The sequence below is a fragment of the Streptomyces sp. NPDC018947 genome (assembly GCF_044390505.1).
GTDB lineage: Bacteria > Actinomycetota > Actinomycetes > Streptomycetales > Streptomycetaceae > Streptomyces.
Genome location: NZ_JBIRZD010000025.1, coordinates 29695 through 51238 on the forward strand (window position 1 = coordinate 29695; position 21544 = coordinate 51238).

Genomic DNA, 21544 nt, shown 5'->3' on the forward strand with positions numbered 1-21544 from the left:
TGATCCGGCCGCACCGAGGCCCGTCATATGGTTCCCCGGCAGTCGGAGACCCCCTTCTCCGGCCCCACCGCGCGGACCCGAGGCGCGGCGTGACAACGGGTACTTCACACCTCCTTCGAGATCCCGAACGGGGCGACGCCTTCCCATGACTACACCGCCAACTTCCCCCTCCGGCCCAACTGCCGCTACGGAAAGACCCGATGACAGCACGCCGCTCAAGAGAGCCATCGGCCCCAAGCTCCTGATCCTCTTCGTCATCGGAGACATCCTCGGCACCGGCATCTACGCCACCACGGGCAAGGTCGCCGGAAAGATAGGCGGCGCGATCTGGCTGCCGTACGCGATCGGCTTCGTCGTCGCCGCACTGACCGCCGCCTCCTATGTGGAGCTCGTCGGCAAGTACCCGAAGGCCGCGGGTGCCGCGCTCTACACCCAGAAGGCCTTCAAGACCCCGTTCCTGACCTTCATCATCGCCTTCATGGTGATGTGTTCGGGCCTGGCCTCGGCCAGCGCCGCGGCCCGCGCCTTCAGCGGCGCCTACCTCCAGGAATTCGTCGACATCTCGCCGACGCTCGTCGCGATCCTCTTCATCGTCGCGCTTGCGGCGCTCAACCTCCGCGGCGTGGCGGAGTCGGTCAAGACCAACGTGGTGCTGACCATCGTCGAGGTGACCGGCCTGCTCGTCATCATCGGAATCGGCGTGGCGGCTGTCGTCACCGGCGAGGGCGACGCCTCCCGGCTGACCGACTTCGAGGCGAGCGGCACCGGAACGGCTCTGATCACCGGTGTCCTCGGCGCCACGGCGCTCGGCTTCTTCGCCTTCGTGGGATTCGAGGACTCGGTCAACATGGCCGAGGAGACGAAGGATCCGACCCGCAGCTTCCCCCGTGCGATCTTCCTCGGCGTGGCGGTCACCGGCACGATCTACCTGCTGGTCGCCGTCGTCTCCTCCCTCATGGTCAGCCACACCGACCTGGCCGAGTCCTCGGGTCCGCTGCTCCTCGTCGTCAAGGAGAGCGGTGTCGAGTTCCCGCCGAAACTCTTCGCCCTCATCGCGCTCTTCGCCGTCTCCAACTCGGCCCTCATCAACATCATGATGGCCTCCCGGCTGTGCTACGGCCTCGCCAACGAGCGCGTGCTGCCACGCGCCATGGGCAGGGTCCTGCCCGGCCGCCGCACGCCGATCGCCGGCATCCTCTTCGTCACCGCGCTGGCCATCGGCCTTGTCTCCACCGGCGAGATCGAAGGCCTCGGCGATACGACGGCCTTCCTGCTGCTCTGTGTCTTCGCCGTGGTCAACGTCGCCGTGCTCGTGCTCCGCAAGGACGAGGTCGGCCACCGCCACTACCACGCGCCAACCTGGGTCCCCGTGGTGGGCGCGATCACGGCGGCCATCCTCGCCAGCCCACTGGCCGACCGTGCCGCGGAGGTCTACATCCGCGCCGGCGTACTGCTCGCCATCGGCATCGCTCTGTGGGGCGTCAACAAGCTGGCCCTGCGCAGAGCGAACGACTGAGAACCGTGGCCGGGGCCGGCGACCGGCGGGCATTCCCGCCGTCCGCCGGCCCCGGCCACGGATCAGAAGAGATCGCGCCGGCTGGCGAGGCCGAGCTTGCGCAGCAGCCCGCGTACATGCGTCTTGACCGTGGGCAGCTGGAGCTGAAGGGTCTCGCCTATCTGCGCGTTGCTGTAGCGCAGCAGCATCAGGCCGAGCACCTCCTCCTCCCGCGGCGTCAGCCCTGGTGCCCCGCGCGGCCGGGCGCGCGCGGCGCCTTCCGCGGGGGCGGCCGACGGCATCCACACCCGTCGGCCGCGGTAGGTGTCCCGGATGCTGGTGATCAGCTGGCGCCGGTCGGTGCGCCGGTGCACGAAAGCGTCGGCGCCCGCGAGGAAGCAGGTGGAGGCGTCCGCCGCCGAATCGAAGGCGGTGTAGACCAGCACGGCCGGCGGCTGCGGCAACCGCTTGACGACCCGGCACACCTCCGGGCCGCGCAGCTCGCCTTCGAGCCGGAGCGCCAGGATGAGCACATTTGGCGTCAGCGCGTGCGCGGCCGCAATTGCGTCAGCGACGGTGCCCGCCTCGCCGACGATGGTCATATCCGGCTCCATCTCGACGGCTGCCCGCAGTCCGAGCCGAACGATCGGGTGGTCCTCCACCAGCAGGATGCGCATCTCAGCCCCCAAAAAGTGACGGCAGTGTACTGCCGCATCGGGCACCACGGGCCGTGGCCGCCCCCTCATCCTTCAGGGATGAAGATGTGCATGACAGCACAGACTTACGCTCCGCACGGAAAAGCGACCCTCACATACCCAAAAATAAAAGGGAGTTGCCTTGCTACTGACTAGTGACCTGAGTCAGAGATTCGTCGGCAGTAGGCGGCGACCTTGTCGAGGATCTCGTCGGCGGTCTTCGTCCAGACGAACGGCCTGGGGTGGTCGTTCCAGTCTGCGAGCCAGGCTCGGATGTCACGTTCGAGGGCTTGGACGGAGCGGTGGACGCCGCGCTTGAGCTTCTTCTGGGTGAGCTCGGCGAACCACCGTTCCACCAGGTTCAGCCAGGACGAGCTCGTCGGGGTGAAGTGCAGATGGAAGCGGGGGTGTGCCAGCAGCCACTTCTTGACGGCGGGCGTCTTGTGCGTGACGTAGTTGTCCAGGATCAGGTGCACGTCGAGTTCGCCAGGCACTTCCTTGTCCAGCTTGGTGAGGAACTTCTTGAACTCGACGGCCCGGCGCCGCCGGTGCAGTGAGCCGATGACCTTCCCCGTGGCGACCTCCAGGGCAGCGAAAAGGGTGGTGGTGCCGGCACGGACGTAGTCGTGGCTGCGGCGTTCGGGGACCCCGGGCACCATGGGCAGCACGGGCTGGGACCGGTCCAGGGCCTGGATCTGCGACTTCTCGTCCACGCACAGGACCAGGGCCTTCTCCGGCGGGTCCAGATACAGACCCACCACGTCACGGACCTTGTCGATGAACAAAGGGTCGGTGGAAAGCTTGAACGTCTGCGACCGGTGCGGGGCGAGCGCGAACGCCCGCCAGATCCGCGAGACCATCGACTGCGACATGCCCGTGGCCGCGGCCATCGACCGGGTCGACCAGTGGGTGGCGTTCTTCGGCTTCTCCTCGAGTGTTTTGACGATGACCCGCTCGACGTCCGCGTCGGTGATCTTCCGCGGGACACCGGGCCGCGGCTCGTCGGACAAGCCGTCCAGACCACGTTCCAGAAAGCGCCGCCGCCAGGTGCGAACCATGTCCGCGGTGACACCGAGCCGGCGTGACACCTCCATGATGGAATGCCCCTCGGCGCACGCCAGAATGATCCTTGAGCGCTGAGCCAGGGACTGGGCTGTCGAGCGACGACGCACCCAGCCCTCCAGCACATCGCGTTGGGCATCAGTGACCGACAACGGCGGAATCTTCGGACCCGGACGACTCATACCCAACCAACGACGAATCTCCGACTCAGGTCACTAGTAGTGCTTCGTTAGGTTCTGGCTTGTCTGTGGCGGCCTTGCGGGATGGGCAGCGGTTGTCCGCAGGTGGTGCAGACGCCGGTCCAGCACCTCAGCAGGTCCTGGAGGAGATCGAGGACCTGGTAGAGGGTCAGGCCGGCGTGCGTGCTATTGGGTCGAGCCGCCGCAGGGTGAGGAAAGCCTGGGCGGCGGTGACGAGGGTGACGTGGTGATGCCAGCCGCGCCAGGTGCGGCCCTCGAAGTGGTCCAGTCCCAGACCGTGCTTGAGCTCGCGGTAGTCGTGCTCGATCCGCCAGCGCATCTTCGCCCACCGCACCAGGTCGGCGACCGGGGTGGTGGCGGGCAGGTTCGAGATCCAGTAGCCCGTCGGAGCGTCCTGGCCGTCCGGCCATTCCACCAGGAGCGTCCGGGCGGGCAGGACACCGTCCCACCAGTTACGGCCGCCGCCCGTCTCCTGGGCTGCGGCCAGGGACTGCTTGCCCGCGGGCCGCACGGTCAGGACCGCGAACCGTGAGGTCATCGCGCCTTTGCTGCCCTGGCGCCAGGTCACCTCGGTGAACCGGCCGACACCGGCCTCGGCCGCGAGGACGGAAACGGCTCGCGGTGGGGTGCGGTAGCGGGGCAGCGTCGGCGGACCGAGCCCGCCGTAAACGGGCTGGTGCGGCCGGGCATTCTCCGGGTGGGCGACTTCCTTCCCGGTCAGCGCCAGGACATAGACCAGCCCGCGCTGTTCGAGACCGAGCCGGAAGGGGGTGCTGACGCCGTAGCCGGCATCGGCGACCACCACCGGCGCCTTCAACCGCCACTCGTCGAGCGTGTCGAGCAGGCCCAGCGCCAGACGCCACTTCTCCTGGTGCACCACCTCGTCGGGGACTCCCGCTCTGCGGCAGCGCTCCGGCTCATCCGTCCACTCACGCGGCAGATACAACTGCCAGTTCAGCGGGCAGGACGCGGTGTCGGTGGCGGCATGGATGCTGACCGCGACCTGGCAGTTCGCCCGCTTGCCGACCGCCCCGCAGTACTGCCGGGCCACCCCCACCGACGCGGTGCCGCACTTGGGAAACGACACATCATCGACCACCCACACCTCAGGCGTGATCGCCTCGGACAGCCGCTCGGCGATCCGCCGCCGCACCGGCAACGGATCCCACGGCGACTGGTTCACGAACTGCTGCAGCGCCTGCATGTTCCCGTCCGGCAGACGGGCGGCCATCGGCTGGACCGACTTGCGCCGGCCGTCCAGCATCAGACCCCGCAGATAACACTCACCCCACCGCCGCTGATCCCGCCGCGGCACCGAGACGAACACATCGGCAACGAACTCCGATAACTCACCCCGGAGCCGTTCCACCTCCCCCAGCCTCATATCGGAGAAGATGCCCACCACCAGGCGAGATCACCCGACGTAACGAAGCACTACTAGGGTCCGTCTTCAAAGATCATCTGGGTGGTGGATCATGATGTCGTGGTACGTCGTCATGAACTCACTGATCAGGAGTGGGAGTTACTCGCTCCGCTGATACCGCGGGCCGCCACCGGACGGCCCCGGGTGTCATACCGCCAGGTCGTCAACGGGATGGTCTACAAGATCCGCACCGGCATCTCGTGGCGTGACCTGCCCGAACGCTACGGGCCCTGGCAGACGGTCTACACCCGCTTCCGCCGCTACGCGATCGACGGCGTGTTCACCCGGGCCCTGCAGCAGATCCAGGCCCGGGCGGACGCCGCCGGGGACATCGACTGGCTGGTCCAGATCGACTCCACCATCGTCCGCGCCCACCAGCACGCCGCCGCCACCGGCCGAAAAGGGGGAGACACCGGCAGGACGAACCGGACGATCACGCCCTCGGCCGATCCCGAGGCGGACTGACCACCAAGGTCCACCTCGCCTGCGACGGCAAAGGCCGTCCTCTGGCGCTCCTCGTCACGCCGGGCCAGCGCCATGACAGTGTCTGTGCACGCATCCTGCTCGAACGTATCCGTGTTCCCCGCAGCAGCCTCGGCCGGCCACGCTGCCGACCCGACCAGGTCATCGCGGACAAGGCTTACAGCTCCCGCGGTTTCCGCGCCTACCTGCGGCGACGCCGCATCGCGCACACCATTCCCGAGAAGGCCGACCAGCGGCGGCACCGGCTGCAGCGCGGGAGCCGCGGCGGCCGACCGCCAGGATTCGACCGGGAGACCTACCGCCGACGCAACCTCGTCGAACGCTGCTTCAACCGGCTCAAGGGTTTCCGTGGCATCGCCACCCGATACGAGAAGACCGCCACCTCTTACGAAGCAGCGGTCACCCTCGCATCGCCCCTGCTCTGGGCAAGATCCGTTTGAAGACGGACCCTAGATCTGTTCAATGAGCACTGGACTTGTCGTGCTGCGCATTCGAGTTGGCGGGCTTGGGTAGCCCTCGTTGAGGCCGACCTGGACGGTTTCGTCGATCAATGAGGGCGGTGCGCCGAAAGGGTTTGTCATGAGGTCGGGTGTCGACGATGATCACCTCATGACGACCAGAAAGGGCCATGCCGTCTAGGCGCCCCGCTCCGCTCTCCACCGCTCGCGCGCCGCCGACCGCCGCTCACCGCAGCGACCGATCGCCGTGACCACCCACCAAGGAGAGCCCGCCCGTGCAGAAGACTGCCCTCATTCCCTACGCCCACCTCCCCCGAGCGCACCACAACCGCCACGTCCTGACCAGTACCGTTGACGTCTTCGGCGCCGCCCACTGGCTGCTTGCCAAACGCGCTCCGCAGCCCGGCGGCGATGTCCGGCCCTTCCGCGCGCTGGTCGTCTCCGTCCATCCGGGCGGCAACGTCGAACTCACCGAGCTGAGCGCCGTGCGAGCCCGCTGGCCGCACCTGGACCGCCTGCCGAACGGTGGGTTCGTCGTCGCCGCGTCGCGCGCCCGCCGGTACGAGGACGCGAACCAGGTCCAGGTCTTCGACGCGCTCGGGCGCGAGACCTCGTCCTTCTCCGTCGGGGACGCCATCGAGCACCTGCTCGTTGACGAGGCCGGCCATGTCTGGGTCGGTCACTTCGACGAGAACCCGGCCGGAATCCGCCGCTGGGGCGCCACGGGCCGGCTCGCCTGGACGTCGGACGGCGCCCGCATCCCCGGTCTCTTCGACTGCTACGCCCTGAACGTGTCGAGCACCGCCGCCTGGGCGTGCCCCTACACGGACTTCCCGCTCGTCGAGATACGCCCCGACCGCACCGACAGGCCCGTGAGGGTGTGGTCGAACCGCGTACGGGGCGCCAAAGCGGTGGCCATTCACGGCGAGCGAGTCACCTTCTACGGCGGCTACGGCGAGGAGCGGGACCGACTCGCCCACGGAGAGCTCACCGAAACATCTGTCGAGCCAAGGGACGTAGGCCTGCTCACCCTGCCCAATGGCCCTGCTCCCGGCCGCCGGCGGGTCGTCAGCCGAGGAAGCAGGATCTACGTCCAGGCCGAGCCATTCACCGCGTGGGGCGTGTTCGACCTCAGCAGCTGATACCCAGCACTGGAAAGGCCATCCCATGCGGGCACGGATGTCGATGATGATGCCGCCGGTGGTCGCCGCCTTCTGCCGGGCTCCTAGCTCGGATCTGCGGTGCGCTCCGCGGTCACACGGTTGATGGAGCCCAGGCGTTCGGCGTCGGAGCCCTGCGCACGCAGGACGTCCTCGTTGACCTCTCGGGAGACGTCCACGAGCGTCGTGTAGGTGGGGACCTCGCGCCCGTACAGACCGATGAGGAGTTCGACCGGGGCCTCGTCCGCTTGAAGGGCTCGGCTCGGAGCGAGTCATTGGGCGAGACGCGGCCAGTCCTCGAAGCTACGACGTGGCCGTGTTCTCCCGTCTGTAAAAGTAACCGCGTGTGTCAGTCTCCGAAGTCGGCTGCGCAGATAACTGGAGTCGGGTGCACTGAGCACCGCCTGGGCTCGCGGGCCGTCAGCCACTGGCGGCTGCTCAGTCGGCTGGGACGGCTGGGTCGATGATCCGATACCCAACGCCGGGCGTGGTGGCGATGACCGGGGGGTCGCCGAGTTTGCGGCGCAGGCGGCTGATGGTCACCGTGACGGTGTTGGTGAACGGGTCGGCGTGTTCGTCCCAGACCTGTTCGAGGAGGTTCTCCGTGCTGAGGAAGGCGGGGCTCGCGTTCAGGAGGGCTTCGAGTACCGCAAATTCCTTGACCGATAGGTGGAGTTGGTGGCCGTCGCGGCTGGCGGTGCGGCGCATCGGGTCGAGTTCGATGCCCGCCGTGCTCAGGGTCCGGGCCCGGGCGGCGGGGCGACGGCGGGCCAGGGCGCGGATGCGCAGGACGAGTTCGGGAAAGTGGAAAGGCTTGGCGAGGTAGTCGTCGGCACCCAGGGTCAGGCCACTGACGCGGTCGCCGGGTGAGTCGGCAGCGGTCAGCATCAGGACCATCACGCGGCCGTCCCGCTCGGTGATCATCTGACAGAGGGTGTCGCCGTGGATGCCTGGCAGGTCGCGGTCGAGCACGACGACGTCGTACGCGTTGACGTCCAGCTTGGCCGCGGCGTCGAGCCCGTCGTGGGCCACGTCCACGGCCATGCCCTGGTCGCGCAGTCCCTCGGCGATGACTTCGGCGAGAGGGCGGGCGTCCTCGACCACCAGGACTCTCAACGCGCCACACCCGTCTCTGTGTCGGGGGCTTCCGTCGTTGCCCCACCGTCTCTACGGGGGAGGGAGATGGTGACGCGCAGGCCGCCGTCGGGGCGGGCCCGCAGGTCAAGGGTGCCGTGGTGGGCCTGAGTGATGGCCGCGACGATGGAGAGGCCGAGCCCGCTGCCCCGGCCGGTGCCGGTCCGGTCGGCGCCAAGGCGGCGGAAGGGCTTCGAGAGGTCCGTCACCCGCCGCTGGTCGAGGACCGGTCCGCTGGAGTCGACAACGAGGGACACTGCGCCCGCTTCGTCTCCTTCGCCCCGTACCGCGACACTGATCCAGCCCCCGGGGTCGTTGTGTGCGATCGCGTTGTCGACCACGTTGTCGACCGCGCGGCGCAGCAGCGTCTGGCTGCCCCATACCCACGCGGAGTCGTCGATCCGGTTTTCACGCACGATCAGGCCCTTGGCCGCAATGTCCTTTGCCCGTCCGGTGAGGGCGGTCAGCGCGAGTTGACCGAGGGGCAGGCGCGCCGAGTCGGTGAACTCGCCGTGCTGGGTACGAGCCAGGACGAGGAAACTCTCCAGCAGCCGGTCCACCTGGTCGAGTTCGGCGCGCATCCGGGCGGCCAGCGTGGCCGTGGTCTCGGGTATCGGGCCCGGCTTGGCGAGGGCCACGTCCAGGGAAGCCCGCATCGTGGTGAGCGGGGTGCGCAGTTCGTGGGAGGCGTTGGCGACGAAGAGGCGCTGGGCGTCGAAGGAGCCCTCCAGACGGCCGAGGAGGTCGTCGATGGTGTCGGCGAGGTCCTTCACCTCGTCGCCGGGGCCGCCGAGGGCCAGTCGTTCGTGCAGGCTGTCGGCGGTGATCCGGCGGGTTGCCGCTGTCATCAGGCGCAGCGGGCGCAGCACTCGGCCGGCGACGAACCAGCCGAGTCCGACCGAGATCACCGCCATGACGCCGAGGGCGATGGCGGATCCGAGCAGGATCTGCCGGGACTGGGTGTCGTGCGCCTGGGCCAGCTGCTGCTCCAGCTCGTCGATGCGGCCCTGGGCCTGGGCCGCCGGGGTGGGCTGATCGGTGCGGCCATCGGGGGCGGTCTGGCTGGAGCGCGATCCGCCGGACGCCACCACGGCTGCGATGGCGAGCATTGCCGTTCCCGACAGCAGGAACAGAGTGACGTACAAGGCGGTGAAGCGGGTGCGGGCAGTGCCACGGTGCAGGCCCAGCCGGGCAGTCAGGCCCCCGGGCCGTCGGGGCGGACTCCATTTCATCCCCATGCTCCCCTCTCGCCACCGCACCAGGACACGTACCAGGACAGGCTAAGCCGAGGCGCCTAACAGCGAGATGACAGTGGCCGTTCGGCCGCTGTAACTCGCTCCGTCACAGGGTGGGGCCCATGAGCGATGAGAGTACAAAGGCGACGATCGAGGTCATCGGTTTGCGTAAACGCTTCGGGCCACAGCTGGCTCTGAACGGGATGACGTTCACCGTGCGGCCCGGGCGGGTGACCGGCTTCGTCGGCCCGAACGGCGCGGGGAAGTCCACCACCATGCGTGTGATCCTGGGCCTTGACGCAGCTGAGGAGGGAAAGGCCCTGGTCGGCGGGGTGCCGTACCGCACCCTGCGTCGCCCGCTTCGGCATCTGGGGGCGTTGCTAGACGCTTCCGCGCTGCAGCCGAGTCGCACCGCCCGTAACCACCTGCTGTGGCTGGCTCACTCGCAGGGCGTGCCGCCACGGCGCGTGGACGAGGTCATCGAGCAGGCCGGCCTGGGCACGGCGGCCCGGCGCAAGGCCGGCGGGTTCTCGCTGGGCATGCGTCAGCGCCTGGGGATCGCGGCGGCGCTGCTCGGTGACCCGCCGGTGGTCATGCTGGACGAGCCTTTCAACGGCCTCGACCCCGACGGCATCGTCTGGATGCGCGGCTTCCTGGCGGAGCTGGCCCGGCAGGGCCGTGCCGTCCTGGTCTCCAGTCACCTGATGAGCGAACTGGAAGACACCGCGGACCATCTCGTGGTGATCGGCCGCGGCCGGGTCGTCGCGGACACCAGTGTGTCCGAACTGCTCGCCAAGTCAGCCGGCGGCCGGGTCACCCTGCGTACCTCCGCGCCTCCGCTCGCCGCCCAGGTCCTGCACGGCGCGGGCGCCACCGCTCTCGTCACCGGCCCCGACACCCTCGGCGTCACGGGCCTGCCTGACGAGGAGATCGTGGCCCTGCTTGCGCGGAACGGGGTGCCGTTCTCCCAGGTGTCCGCGCACCGGGCGACGCTCGAAGAGGCATACATGGAGCTCACCCGGGACGCGGTGGAGTACCGGGGCATCCCGGCGGGGGAGGCCACGCGATGACCGCCACCCTCACCCCTCGCCCCCCGGCCACGAGACGCGCTGAGCGGAGCGGCTTCCTCAGGGTGCTGCACGCCGAGTGGACGAAGTTCCGTACGGTACGCGGCTGGGTCCTCGCCATGGCGGGGGCGCTCCTGGTGACGATCGGGGTCGGCCTGCTCGGCACGGCCGCCCCCGCTCCCGGCGGTCGTGGCGCCGACTCCTCCTCGTATCCAAAGGGCCCCGGCGGCGAGGCCGTCAATGACAGCTTCTACTTCGTCCACAGAACGCTCACCGGCGACGGCGCCCTCACCGTTCCCCTGCAGTCCCTGACCGGTGTGGCCGACGCCGGGACCGGCGAGACGGCCCGGGGCGCCCAGCCCTGGGCGAAGGCCGGGATCATCGTGAAGGAAAGCCTCACCCAGGGATCCCCGTACGCGGCGGTCATGGCCACCGGCGGTCACGGCGTGCGCATGCAGTACGACTACACGCACGACGCGGCGGGCCCTTCCGGCAGGGTCACCCAGGAGTCCCCGCGCTGGCTTCGCCTGGTCCGCTCCGGCGACAGCCTCACCGGTTACGCCTCCACCGACGGCTCCCACTGGACCAAGGTCGGCCATGCGAAGCTGCCTGGGCTTGCGCGCGCCGTGCAGGCCGGGCTCTTCGCCACGTCACCGGAGGCGAAGCAGGACACCGCGGCGGGCACGGGCTTCAGCCCCGCCGTGGCCACCGGCACCTTCGGCCGTCCCGGCCTCACCGGCGGCTGGTCCCAGAGCGCGTGGAGCGGCACACAGGTGGGCGGCGACGCGGGCACCTCCGGCAGCTACACGAACACCACCGAGGGCGGCTTCACCCGGACCGACGGCGGCGGGTTCACCGTGACCGGGGCCGGTGACATCGCACCGGTCGTCGGCGGGCCCGCCATGGGCGTCGGCTTCTCCGTCGAGAACTTCCTCGTCGGCACATTCGCCGGGCTGATCGTGGTGATCGCCGTGGGCACGGTGTTCATCACCGGCGAGTACCGGCGTGGTCTGCTGCGTACGACCATGGCGGCAACCCCCCTGCGGGGCCGGGTGCTTGGTGCCAAGGCGCTGGTGGCCGGGGGCGTCGCGTTCGCCATCGGCCTGGTCGCCGCGGCGATCACCATTCCCATCGGGGAACGCAGCGCGCACGGCAGGGGCTTCCGTGTCTTCCCCGTCGCGTCGGCGACCGAAGTGCGCGTCATGGTCGGAACCGGCCTGCTCTGCGCAGCCGCCGCCGTGCTCGCTCTCGGCGTCGGTGCCCTACTGCGGCGCAGCGGCACGGCCGTCGCCCTGGTCATAGCGTCGATCGTGCCGCCCTTCCTGCTCGCCACCTCCGGCGTACTACCCCCGGGTATCTCGGAGTGGCTGCTGCGGGTGACCCCGGCTGCGGGCTTCGCCATCCAGCAGACCCTGCCGCAGTACGCGCAGGTGCTCAGCGTGTACGAGCCGTCGACCGGCTACTACCCGCTGGCACCCTGGGCCGGCCTCGCCGTGCTGTGCGGATACGCCGCGCTCGCCTCCGGTCTCGCCGTGATGCGGCTGCGCGGGAGGGACGTATGAGTCTCCTGAGCGGTGCACAACTTTCGAGCACGGCTGACGGCGCGTGGCGCGGGGACTTCGGCCGCGCCCTGCGCGCGGAGTGGACGAAACTGCGCACCGCAGGGGAATTGGGCAGGTTGCTCCTACTCGCCGTCGCACTGACGGTGGCCGTCGGCTGCGGCACCGCCAAGGCCGTGAAGTGCCCGGACGCCGGGTGCGGCCAGGACGCCGTCAAGCTCGCCCTGACCGGCGTCACCGTCGGGCAGGCGGCCATCGCCGTCCTCGCGGTGCTGGCCGTCAGCGGCGAGTACGGCACCGGGATGATCCGCACCACGCTCATGGCAGTGCCGAACCGGATCACCGTCCTCACCGCCAAGGCGACGGTCCTCACCACGGTCGTCCTGGCCTCCGGGACGGCCGCTGTCCTGGCCTCGCTCCTTGCCGGCCGCTACATCCTGCCCGGCAACGGATTCACCGAGGCGCACGGCTATGCCCCGGTGTCCCTGGCAGACGGCCCGACCCTGCGCGCGGCCGTGGGTTCGGTCCTCTACCTCGTCCTGATCGCCCTGCTCGGCCTCGGCGTGGCGACGGCGGTACGGGAGGCGGCGAGCGCCATCGGGATCGTGCTCGGGCTGCTCTACCTCTTCCCAGTCGTCACCCGGGTGGTCAACGCCCCGGAGTGGCAGCACCACCTCCAGCAGATCTCGCCCATGACCGCCGGACTCGCGGTCCAAGCCACCGTCCATCTGCACGAGCTGCCCATCGGCCCATGGGCCGGCCTGGGCGTGCTCACCACGTGGGCCACCGCCGCGCTGCTGGTCGGCAGCCTGCTGCTGCACAGGCGCGACGCGTAGCCGAATGGAGCCGTCCGCGAGCACGGTGGCTTCGAGCCTCTCCCCGGCCCGGACTCGATCCACGCGTCCGCGGCCGTGCGGGGGGTGTCGGTGCCGCGCAGGTCGACGACGGGCAGTGGTTCGCCGGGGACTCCCGTCGGCAGCCGGTGCACTCGGCCGCCGTGCTCGACGGAGCAGGAGCGCAGGGGTGGATCACCGCGTGGAACACCGACCCCAAGCCCTACGTCTGGACCAAGACCGCGGACGAGATCCTCGAACCCTTACTAGGGTCCGTCTTCAAACGGATCTTGCCCAGAGCAGGAACGAGGCAAGATTGACCGCTGCTTCGTAGGAAGTGGCGGTCTTCTCGTATCGAGTGGCGATGCCGCGGAAACCCTTGAGGCGGTTGAAGCAGCGCTCAACGACGTTGCGGCAACGGTAGAGATGCCGGTCGAATGCCGGTGGTCGGCCGCCCTGGCGTCCGCGGTTGTAACGGTGCCGTTGCTGGTCGGTCTTCTCCGGGATGGTGTGTACAATGCCGCGTTTGCGCAGGTAGGCGCGGAAGCCGCAGGAACTGTAGGCCTTGTCCGCGATGACCTAAAAACTGCTTGACATGGCACACTGTACGACTGCTTCACGCTGTTGATCACCTGCTCAACGCTGTTGCGCTGTTCTGCGGGACGGCTGTGGTCAGAATGCGTCACAACGCGAAGGCGCCGCTGGCCACGTCGGACCAACGGCGCCTCAGGCATGGGCGGTGTCTCTCAGCTCAGCTGATTGCCCGCCCGGGTCAGAAGTCCCGCTCCGCCACCCTGAAGAAGTGCGTCAGGTAGGGCTGGTACGGAAGCAGGTACAGGTACCGGTTGGAGTCGGTGAGGGGCGCGATGGCCAGGGTGGGGTCGTCGACCGGGTGCATGCTGAAGCTGCCGAACAGCCCCGACGGCCTCAGGCGCCACCTCTGGCCCTTGGAAGTGCGCCGCCCGGAGAGGACGACCTTCTTGTAGTGCAGGCCGGAGGAGGCGACGGTCAACTCGTGGCCGGACTCGGCGTTGGCGATGGTGTAGGTGCCGTCGTCCCAGTGCTGTGTGAACCGCCACTTCTCGCCGAGGGTGTCGATGTTGTTGCGGTCGTGGAACAGGAGCGTGTGGCCGTCCGGCGCACCGTGGAAGCCCGCGCTGTTGAGGTGCAGTGAGGTGACCATGTGGTCGATCCACACGTCGCGATCCGTGGGGACGTTGACGGACGATGCCTGCGGCGCCTGGAGGGCGGGTGGTGCCGGGTTCTCGCTGGCGGTCGTGGTCGGCTCTTCGTCGGTGGCGTCGACTTCGGTCATGGAATCTCTCCTTTTTGCCGTGGCGGTTTCCGCGTTCGGCGCCGCTGGGAGCGCCCTCGTCCGCTTCCATCTGAGTGTCACGGCAAGCGGCGCGCCCTGACCGGCTCCCGGAGTCAAACCGCCTGTAAGGGGACATGCGAAGCGCGACTACGCTCGCACCAGCACCAGCGCGCAAAACCCGCGGCATCGTAGCCCTCGAGACATTCCGCGCCCCGGGGCGGCTGCCGGTGCGTATGCTGCGGCGGCGTACGCCCGGCAGGAGCTGTGCGACAGTGAGCTTTTTCCAACCTCATTCTGAGCTGGCCAGTTGGAGGGTGAGGACAGCTCGGACGAGGCGCGTGACCCGGGTCGTCGAGCAGCGAAGCTTGCGAAGGAGCCGCCAGGACTTGAGGGTGGCGATGGCTTGTTCGACTAGAGTCCGTCTTCAAAGATCACTAGGGTGGTGGATCATGGTGGGGTGATACGCCGCCATGAACTCACAGATGCGGAATGGGAGTTACTCGCACCACTGATACCGCGGGCCGCCACGGGACGTCCGCGTGTGTCGGACCGGCAGGTCATCAACGGGATGGTCTACAAGATCCGCACCGGTATCTCCTGGCGGGACCTGCCGGAACGCTACGGGCCGTGGAAGACGGTCTACACCCGCTTCCGCCGCTACGCCCTGGACGGCGTGTTCACCCGAGCGCTACAGCAGGTCCAAGCCGAAGCGGACGCGGCCGGCGACATCGACTGGCTGGTGCAGATCGACTCCACCATCGTCCGTGCCCACCAGCACGCTGCCGCCACCGGCCGAAAAGGGGGAACCACCGGCCGGACGAACCGGACGATCACGCCCTCGGCCGATCCCGAGGGCGGACTGACCACCAAGATTCACCTCGCCTGCGACGGCCGCGGCCGGCCCCTCGCCATCTTGCTGACACCCGGCCAACGGCATGACAGCATCTGCGCACGCCCGCTCCTCGAACGCATCCACGTCCCGCGAACCGGCGTTGGACGACCACGCTGCAGGCCCGACCAGGTCATCGCGGACAAGGCCTACAGTTCCTGCGGCTTCCGCGCCTACCTGCGCAAACGCGGCATTGTACACACCATCCCGGAGAAGACCGACCAGCAACGGCCCCGTCACAACCGCGGACGCCAGGGCGGCCGACCACCGGCATTCGACCGGCATCTCTACCGTCGCCGCAACGTCGTTGAGCGCTGCTTCAACCGCCTCAAGGGTTTCCGCGGCATCGCCACTCGATACGAGAAGACCGCCACTTCCTACGAAGCAGCGGTCAATCTTGCCTCGTTCCTGCTCTGGGCAAGATCCGTTTGAAGACGGACCCTAGATCCGGGCTGGGTCGGCAGCCACTCGGCCTTCCAACGGCATCGAGCGCTGGGGCAACCGTCCACCAGCGGCACTACCCGCAGTACGCCCTCACTCAGACGTCGTAGCTCTTGAGCGTCTTCGAGGCACCGGTGGCCGACTTCAGGTAGTCGTTCTCCGACTTCAGTCTGTCCTTCTCCGCCGTCGACTCCGCCAACTGCACGACCAGTCCAGCAGCCATGGACAGGAGCCCTTCGTGCTCCGCCTGAAGCTCCTCGTGCTCCGTCTGAAGCCTTTTGTGCTTCCAGGCGAGGACCCCGATGGTGGTGGCGACCAGAACGCCGGCGCCGGCCTTCTTGATCACGCCCCCGGCTTTGCCGAACTTACCCCCGTCTGGTCCGGCACCGTCCTTGCCGATGCAAACGTGGCCCGTCTGGTGCGAGTGCTCTTGAGCCTCGCCGAGATGGTCGCCCTGATACGAGCACGATCCGCACTGGTAATGAGTCATCACTCGTTCCTCCCCCCAGGCAGATGAGCCTGCCACAGATCACGTGCTTCCGGAGACCACTTGGTCACCTTCCTTTCGCCCACCGACGATGAGGAAAAGACGCACACCTACACGGGCAGCGCGCGCTCTGGTTGCCGGCTATGCCGTCAAGGGCTCCCAGGAGGGGCCAGGCGCGCCACGGGTAGCTCGTTCAGGTCTTTGCCCAGCGGGGTGCGTCGGTTCCAGGGGAGGAGGTCAGCTCGACGCCCCGGTTGACAGACGGTCAGTAGGAGGCTGGCGCAGCGACCCCCGAGAACCGTCGAACCTGGGACAGTCAGGCTGTTGGTCGCGAAGTCCCCGGCTGCTCTACTCCTGAACGAGGTCGTAGACAGTCCGCTGAGGTTCGACTTGGACGATGAGTCCGTCCGCGCACAGGTCGCGCAGGATTTGCCGGACCCGTTTCTCCGCTGCCTGTTGGTCTTCCCACGCGTGACCGTGGACGCCCAGAGCCTTGATCCTTCTTGCGGTGGTTGGCGATGCTTGCAGGGGCGCCGCTGTAGTTGCAGTCGGAGCACTTCTTCCCAGGAGCAGTCTGGATTGGTGACGGCAGTGCGGCGAATGGGGTGGTGCGAGCCGAAGCCGTGGGCGAGAGTGCCTCGCGGCACCCGCCCCTCGATCTACCCCGTGCGCGAGGGTGGCGGGCTCTGCACGCCGGCTTACGAGGGGCGCGGCCGTGCCGTCGGTTGCCGCGCCGCAAAGCCGATCCAGAGCTAGCCAGGTGCGCGCAGGGGGCTTCCCGATACGGCGCCCTTCATCTGGCGACTTCGGGGGCGGACACCCCCGCAGCCCGCACTGCCACCGGGTCGCTGCACCCTGGCGGCGGCGTCGTCGCCCACAATCTGCCCTACAGGAGACTCGGAACGAACACGGCACCCACCAACTGGCCGCAAACGGGCCGGGGGCTCCGGTCGCGGATGCCGTCGTCCGCTGCTCTCGGTGACCCCAATGGCCAGCGCTGCCACGCACTCTCGTCAGCGGCGGCCCCCACGCAAAGGGAGAAGCCCCGTGACCCTGCCAGCCTCATCCGCCGAGCTGGCATCGACGCCGCAGGGCCTGGCACCGACAACAGCCACGCCACCGGCGACACCGACCGCGGCGCCGGCCTCATCAGCGACCTCGCCTACCAAGCCGCCTGGCAAGAAGACCACGCCCTCGCCGGGCAGCTGCTGAACCACGCGCTCACCCGCGCCACCCACCCCGCCGCCCGCAGCCTCCTCCAGCTCTGCCTGGCCCGCACCCACGCCGCACGCCACGAGAGCCGCCCCGCCCTGCGCGCCCTGGCCGCAGCCGAAAAACACCCTGGCCAAGCCGCCGTCGACCGCCCGGCCTGGTGCCCATGGCTCTCCGACGCCGACCTTGCCGTCGACTCCGGCCAGACCCTCCTCGACCTCGGCGACACCGCCCGCGCCCACCAGCTCATCACCACCGGCGAACGCCTGCTCCCACGTCCCGGGGCAAGACCCGCAGCATCCTCCTCGCCTACCGAGCAGCCAGCCACCTCGACCTCAAAGAACCCGAAGCCGCCGCAACCGCCGCGACCCAGTCCCTCCAGCCGGCCCGCCGCATCCACGCACCCCGCTGCCTCCGCCTGGTCAAAGACCTCCTCCCCCGCTTCCAGCCCTACCAGCACACCCCCGGCGTCAAGGACCTGCTGCACCTCGCCGCCGCACAGCCGCCCCGCCCACCGCGAGGACATCCGGTGACCCGGAACCGTCCTTCAGCTGCCCCAGGCCGGTCATGCCCTCGCCGGCCCCGGCCGGGACGCGTACCGCACCGCATTCGCAACGACCTCGCTGATCAGCAGCTCCACCGAGTCCGTCAGCTCCTCCATGCGCCAACGGCCCACGACGCCGACCTCGGTGCGGCTTCACCAGGCAGGTCCGGCTAGTGCTTGTGGGTGCTCACGCTGGTCGTGGAAAAGCGGTCCCCGAAGTCCGGCGACGGGCACGGGAGTCGGTCGGCTCCTGGGCTCAGGACGCGGGCGGTCTGGTGGCGGATGAACAGGCCGCGAAGTTCGACCCGGGTCCAGGGCCTCAGGGCCCCATCGACGGGTGTAGCCAACCCCCGGGTCGATCGGGGGGCGCAGCGGATGGTCCGGTGCGTCCCCGTGCGGTGAGAGTAAGGCCCATGAACACGCACAAGGCCCTGCTCGCCGCCCTGCTCGTCCCGCTGGGAGCCACCCTGGCCGTCGCACCGGCCGCCTCCGCCGCCACCCCGACTGCTCCGACCGCCGCATCGGCCTCCGTCGATGCCGCCGCGCCCGCCGGCCCGGAGGGGGCCGCGGACGCCGCGTTCCGCTCCCCTGAGGCGGCCCTCGGCCGGGTGGCCCATCCGCTGCGCACCACCGAGCCCCATGGCGGCCTGGCCGACCTCCGCCCGTTCGGCCGGATGGTCGGCGACGCCCGGGTCGTGGGCCTGGGCGAGGCCACCCACAGCTCGCACGAGTTCTTCACCGTCAAGCACCGGATCTTCCGGTACCTGGTCGAGGAGAAGGGCTTCAGGGCCTTCGCCCTCGAAGCCCCCTGGAGCACCGGTCTGCGGCTCGACGCCTACCTCCTGCGCGGCGAGGGCGACTTGAAGCAGATCATGGACGAGGAGTTCCAGGGCACCTACCAGTTCTGGAACAACGCCGAGTACCGCGATCTGCTCCAGTGGATGCGCGACTACAACGTCAAGCACCCCACGGACCCGGTCCGCTTCGTCGGCGACGACAACGGGTTCGCCGGTGCCGGGCTGTACGACAAGGTGAACGCCTACGCGGCCACGGCCCGCCCCGAACTCACCCCGCGGCTCACCGAGCTGTACCGGGGCCTGCGGCCCGCCACCGACGCGGAGACGTACGTCAACGACTACCTGGCCAAGCCACTGGCCGAACGCAAGGAGCTCGCCGAGCGGACCGGCCGGGCGGTGGACCTGCTCAAGCAGCGGCCCGGCACGGGCGCCGACGCCGACGCGTACGCCTGGGCCGTCCAGCACGCCACCGCGATCCACCAGATGACCACGCTGTACGCCTTCGACCTGGACAACCCCGAGGACATCCCCGATGCCATGCGCTACCGCGACCAAGTCATGGCGGAGAACGTCGCCTGGTGGCAGCGGCAGACCGGCGACAAGGTCGTGCTCGCCGCCCACAACGGCCACATCGCCCTCAAGACCTATGTCCCCAAGACCCACCCGAAGGCCCAGGGCGACTTCCTTCGCGAGCAGTTGGGCCGCGACTACCTGAGTGTCGGCCTCACCTTCGACCGGGGCTCGTTCAACGCCTTGGGGCAGGACGGCGGCGTCCACCGCTTCACCGTCGGTGCGGCCGCGCCCGGCACCGTCGAGCACACCCTCGACCGGGTACGGTACCGCGACTTCGTCGTGGACCTGCGCAACGCCCCCGCCCCGGCCCGCGCCTGGCTCACCGCGCCGCACACCGTCAAGAACATCGGCGCCACCTACCCCTGGAGCGGAGACAACCCGCAGATCCGCCTCGCGGAGACGCACGACGTCATCATCCACCTCCAGAGGGTGGAGGCAGCCCACATGCTCAAGTAGGACCAGGCCCACGCAGCGCGGCGGCAGCGCGGTAGGTCAGCCAGTCCGACGCTCCGCGCCCTACGCTCCCCCATTACCGTTTTCGCGGCACGGATACCTCCACCACGACGTCAGGCTGTCCGAGCGTGACGTCCAGGACGTCGCGGCTCCCCCAGCCGGCCGTGAACGTACGGCCCGCCCACGGATGCTCGCCTGCGGCCAGGGTCAGCACGTCCGCGAGCGCGGCGGTCGCGGTGCGGGAGCGGGACGGTCCGGCCGATGTACCGCAGCGCTCCGCTGCCGTCGTACCGACGAGCAGCGGTGTGCGGGGCGCGGCGGCGGGTCCGGTGATGGCGTCGGCGGTGGCACGGACCTTGTACTCGAGGGCCAGCTGGTCGCACCAGCCCACCAGGGCGTCCTGCCGGGTGGTGACCAGCAGATGGTGCCCGAGGTACGCGGGGGCCCGGTGCTCCGGCCAGGGTGGCAGTAGGAAGTCGGTCTCCAGTTCGGCGGCGACGGCCTCATCGTGGGCCCGCCAGCCGGGCAGCACGTATCGCTCGAAGAGCTCCCACCCGGGCTTGTCCGGGCGGGCCATGACGTAGCCGAAGAGCTCGCGGTCGGCGGCCGGGAGGCGGTGGAGCGGTTCCTCGTCGCGTTCCAGCACGGTTTCGCCGGGCAAAGTCCGGTCGTTGCCCCAGCGGACCACCGGCACCAGCAGCGCCGAACCGAGCACCTGCTCCCCGTACCGTGCCGTCACCGCCCGGACCAGTTGGCCGCCAAAACTGCCCGACCACCGCGAACCTCGATGAGCTCGAGGAGGAGCCCGGAAGCGTGAACACGTTCGCCGGGCAGACCGATGATGACTACGCGACGGGAACGTGGCCTGTCAGGCGCTCTGGCAGGACTGACCGGGGTAAACAGCGCGTATCGCGGGCCAGGCCAACTCGTACGGGAGCCAGCCACTTGAGAGCGAACGGACTGGTGCGTTCTGGAGTTTGTGCATGAGACGGGCTGAACAACAGCGGGGTGGATACGCTCAGCTCATGTCTGTGCCGATCCGCCTCAACTACCCGGCCGCGATACCCGTCGACCACGTGATCGAGGTGACCGAGTTCCTCGACACCCGGCCCGAGAAGAAGCGCTGGAACGTCGCTCGCGGTGAGCCGTTCCAGATCCCTGTCATCCTCGACCTGGACACTGGGGTCCGCTACATGAACCACCGTCACGTGAGCCGCGGGGACAACGGCGGCAACGACTTCGTACCGAACAACTACTCGTCCCAGCTGCGATCCGACCTCGTGGTCAGCCGCGTCTACCGGGCCAAGGTGACGGCCTGCACGCTGGTGATGGTCGAAGGCCTGGAGAACCAGCACACCACCCTTTGGGTCAATCCTCTCGAGGACGTCTCCCCAAGCTCGTGAATCATGTCCGACACGTGGGTGGCCCTGCCGACAAGCGGGAAGTGTGGAGTCCCAGTCCGGTGTACCTGGTACCTGGAGGTGGCCGCTCCCTGGTGGGCGCGGGAGCGGCCGGTGGGTCACCGGCCGCGGGAACTGACGCTGCTGGTGAGCGTGCCGCCACAGGTGTAGTTGCGCTCCGAGAGGTACACCTGCTTGTAGTGGGGCAGCCGTTGGCGGAGACCGTGCCGCCCTCGAGCCAGCACACGGCGCGAATTCCCCGATCACTTGCCGCAGGTGCGACGGACGGCGAGGGTGTGACACTCGCTTGAGCCCCGTCACCGTCCCGTGACCCTCAAGCGAGGGCGACTGTCCTCTGACAGTGAAGCTGGACCAGTTGTCATCGAAGTGCGACTGCCGGCCTGGGGCACCCGCCAGAGCGTAGCGATTGGCTCGTGCTGAGGGCATCGGGTCGAGTTGCCAGGTGTCGCGGGAGGCGAAGGGGCCGGTGCCGGGCCGGTACCAGCGGGCAGCCATGTTGACGTTGCCCTTGGCGGGGTCGGTCCAGCCGGACTGGTAGCCGAGGCGGGCATGCCGCCTGCGGTGGCGGTGACGGTGACGAAGGGGTGGTAGGCGGTGGAGCCGGTCAC

Annotated in this window: 18 protein-coding genes and 3 pseudogenes; 9 read left to right on the forward strand and 12 right to left on the reverse strand. The window is 69.0% G+C overall.

What is annotated here, in order from left to right:
• Positions 1-145: 145 nt before the first annotated feature.
• Entirely contained in the window at positions 146-1516 is a 1371-nt protein-coding gene (locus ACH499_RS33205; protein WP_399020626.1) for an APC family permease, read from the forward strand.
• 62 nt (positions 1517-1578) lie between these two features.
• Here ACH499_RS33205 and ACH499_RS33210 read toward each other — a convergent pair whose 3' ends face one another.
• From ACH499_RS33210 to ACH499_RS33220, 3 genes are all read right to left on the reverse strand, one after another.
• Positions 1579-2172 (reverse strand): response regulator transcription factor, encoded by a 594-nt coding sequence (locus ACH499_RS33210; RefSeq protein WP_351196499.1) that lies wholly within the window; start codon positions 2170-2172, stop codon positions 1579-1581.
• A gap of 170 nt (positions 2173-2342) precedes the next feature.
• Entirely contained in the window at positions 2343-3434 is a 1092-nt protein-coding gene (locus ACH499_RS33215) for an IS630 family transposase (protein WP_399020628.1), read from the reverse strand.
• Between the two features lie 166 nt (positions 3435-3600).
• Positions 3601-4836, reverse strand: a complete 1236-nt coding sequence (locus ACH499_RS33220; RefSeq protein WP_399020630.1) for an IS701 family transposase — start codon at positions 4834-4836, stop codon at positions 3601-3603.
• 99 nt (positions 4837-4935) lie between these two features.
• Between ACH499_RS33220 and ACH499_RS33225 the strand changes: the two genes are divergently transcribed.
• Together ACH499_RS33225 and ACH499_RS33230 are read left to right on the forward strand one after the other, a co-directional pair.
• Positions 4936-5798 (forward strand): IS5 family transposase gene (locus ACH499_RS33225; protein ID WP_399020703.1). Its coding sequence is split into 2 segments (ribosomal slippage): positions 4936-5292 and positions 5295-5798, totalling 861 coding nucleotides; the frame shifts between segments, so codons are not numbered across the junction.
• Positions 5799-6091: 293 nt separating this feature from the next.
• Positions 6092-6958, forward strand: coding sequence for a hypothetical protein (locus tag ACH499_RS33230; protein WP_399020632.1), 867 nt, complete (start codon positions 6092-6094; stop codon positions 6956-6958).
• Between the two features lie 101 nt (positions 6959-7059).
• Here the strand turns inward: ACH499_RS33230 and ACH499_RS33235 are convergent.
• The 3 genes and pseudogenes from ACH499_RS33235 to ACH499_RS33245 all read right to left on the reverse strand — a co-directional run.
• Positions 7060-7197 (reverse strand): annotated as a pseudogene (locus ACH499_RS33235) (2-oxoadipate dioxygenase/decarboxylase family protein); the annotation flags it as partial.
• A gap of 217 nt (positions 7198-7414) precedes the next feature.
• The gene (locus ACH499_RS33240; protein ID WP_356205739.1) at positions 7415-8092 is read right to left on the reverse strand and encodes a response regulator transcription factor; all 678 of its coding nucleotides are present in this window, start codon (positions 8090-8092) and stop codon (positions 7415-7417) included.
• A complete protein-coding gene (locus tag ACH499_RS33245; protein WP_399020635.1) occupies positions 8089-9219 on the reverse strand; it encodes a sensor histidine kinase in 1131 nt (376 codons plus the stop codon). Before ACH499_RS33245 ends, ACH499_RS33240 begins: the two co-directional genes overlap by 4 nt.
• A gap of 248 nt (positions 9220-9467) precedes the next feature.
• Between ACH499_RS33245 and ACH499_RS33250 the strand changes: the two genes are divergently transcribed.
• Genes ACH499_RS33250 through ACH499_RS33260 form a run of 3 tightly spaced genes read left to right on the forward strand, consistent with a single transcriptional unit; the run spans position 9468 to position 12807 of the window.
• Positions 9468-10415, forward strand: coding sequence for an ABC transporter ATP-binding protein (locus tag ACH499_RS33250; protein WP_399020637.1), 948 nt, complete (start codon positions 9468-9470; stop codon positions 10413-10415).
• A complete protein-coding gene (locus tag ACH499_RS33255) occupies positions 10412-11974 on the forward strand; it encodes a hypothetical protein (RefSeq protein WP_399020639.1) in 1563 nt (520 codons plus the stop codon). The genes ACH499_RS33250 and ACH499_RS33255 overlap by 4 nt, the downstream gene beginning before the upstream one ends.
• A complete protein-coding gene (locus tag ACH499_RS33260; protein WP_399020641.1) occupies positions 11971-12807 on the forward strand; it encodes an ABC transporter permease subunit in 837 nt (278 codons plus the stop codon). Before ACH499_RS33255 ends, ACH499_RS33260 begins: the two co-directional genes overlap by 4 nt.
• A gap of 276 nt (positions 12808-13083) precedes the next feature.
• Here the strand turns inward: ACH499_RS33260 and ACH499_RS33265 are convergent.
• From ACH499_RS33265 to ACH499_RS33275, 3 genes and pseudogenes are all read right to left on the reverse strand, one after another.
• Positions 13084-13383 (reverse strand): annotated as a pseudogene (locus tag ACH499_RS33265) (transposase); the annotation flags it as partial.
• Positions 13384-13576: 193 nt separating this feature from the next.
• A complete protein-coding gene (locus tag ACH499_RS33270; protein WP_399020643.1) occupies positions 13577-14119 on the reverse strand; it encodes an RICIN domain-containing protein in 543 nt (180 codons plus the stop codon).
• A gap of 289 nt (positions 14120-14408) precedes the next feature.
• Positions 14409-14540: pseudogene (locus tag ACH499_RS33275) on the reverse strand (IS5/IS1182 family transposase); the annotation flags it as partial.
• A gap of 39 nt (positions 14541-14579) precedes the next feature.
• Between ACH499_RS33275 and ACH499_RS33280 the strand changes: the two are divergent.
• Positions 14580-15440, forward strand: a complete 861-nt coding sequence (locus tag ACH499_RS33280; RefSeq protein ID WP_399020705.1) for an IS5 family transposase — start codon at positions 14580-14582, stop codon at positions 15438-15440.
• A 106-nt stretch (positions 15441-15546) separates the two neighbouring features.
• On the opposite strand, the gene ACH499_RS33285 is transcribed toward ACH499_RS33280, so the two are convergent.
• Both ACH499_RS33285 and ACH499_RS33290 read right to left on the reverse strand, forming a co-directional pair.
• Positions 15547-15795, reverse strand: a complete 249-nt coding sequence (locus ACH499_RS33285; RefSeq protein WP_399020645.1) for a hypothetical protein — start codon at positions 15793-15795, stop codon at positions 15547-15549.
• A 1154-nt stretch (positions 15796-16949) separates the two neighbouring features.
• Positions 16950-17390 carry a hypothetical protein gene (locus ACH499_RS33290; protein WP_399020647.1) on the reverse strand — a complete coding sequence of 147 codons (441 nt, stop codon included), beginning with the start codon at positions 17388-17390 and terminating at the stop codon, positions 16950-16952.
• Positions 17391-18105: 715 nt separating this feature from the next.
• Here ACH499_RS33290 and ACH499_RS33295 point away from each other — a divergent pair.
• Positions 18106-19518 (forward strand): erythromycin esterase family protein, encoded by a 1413-nt coding sequence (locus ACH499_RS33295; protein ID WP_399020649.1) that lies wholly within the window; start codon positions 18106-18108, stop codon positions 19516-19518.
• A 73-nt stretch (positions 19519-19591) separates the two neighbouring features.
• Here ACH499_RS33295 and ACH499_RS33300 read toward each other — a convergent pair whose 3' ends face one another.
• Positions 19592-20254 carry a hypothetical protein gene (locus ACH499_RS33300; protein WP_399020651.1) on the reverse strand — a complete coding sequence of 221 codons (663 nt, stop codon included), beginning with the start codon at positions 20252-20254 and terminating at the stop codon, positions 19592-19594.
• A 286-nt stretch (positions 20255-20540) separates the two neighbouring features.
• Here ACH499_RS33300 and ACH499_RS33305 point away from each other — a divergent pair, with 286 nt between their 5' ends.
• Positions 20541-20918, forward strand: coding sequence for a hypothetical protein (locus ACH499_RS33305; protein WP_356205745.1), 378 nt, complete (start codon positions 20541-20543; stop codon positions 20916-20918).
• Positions 20919-21544 lie beyond the last annotated feature (626 nt).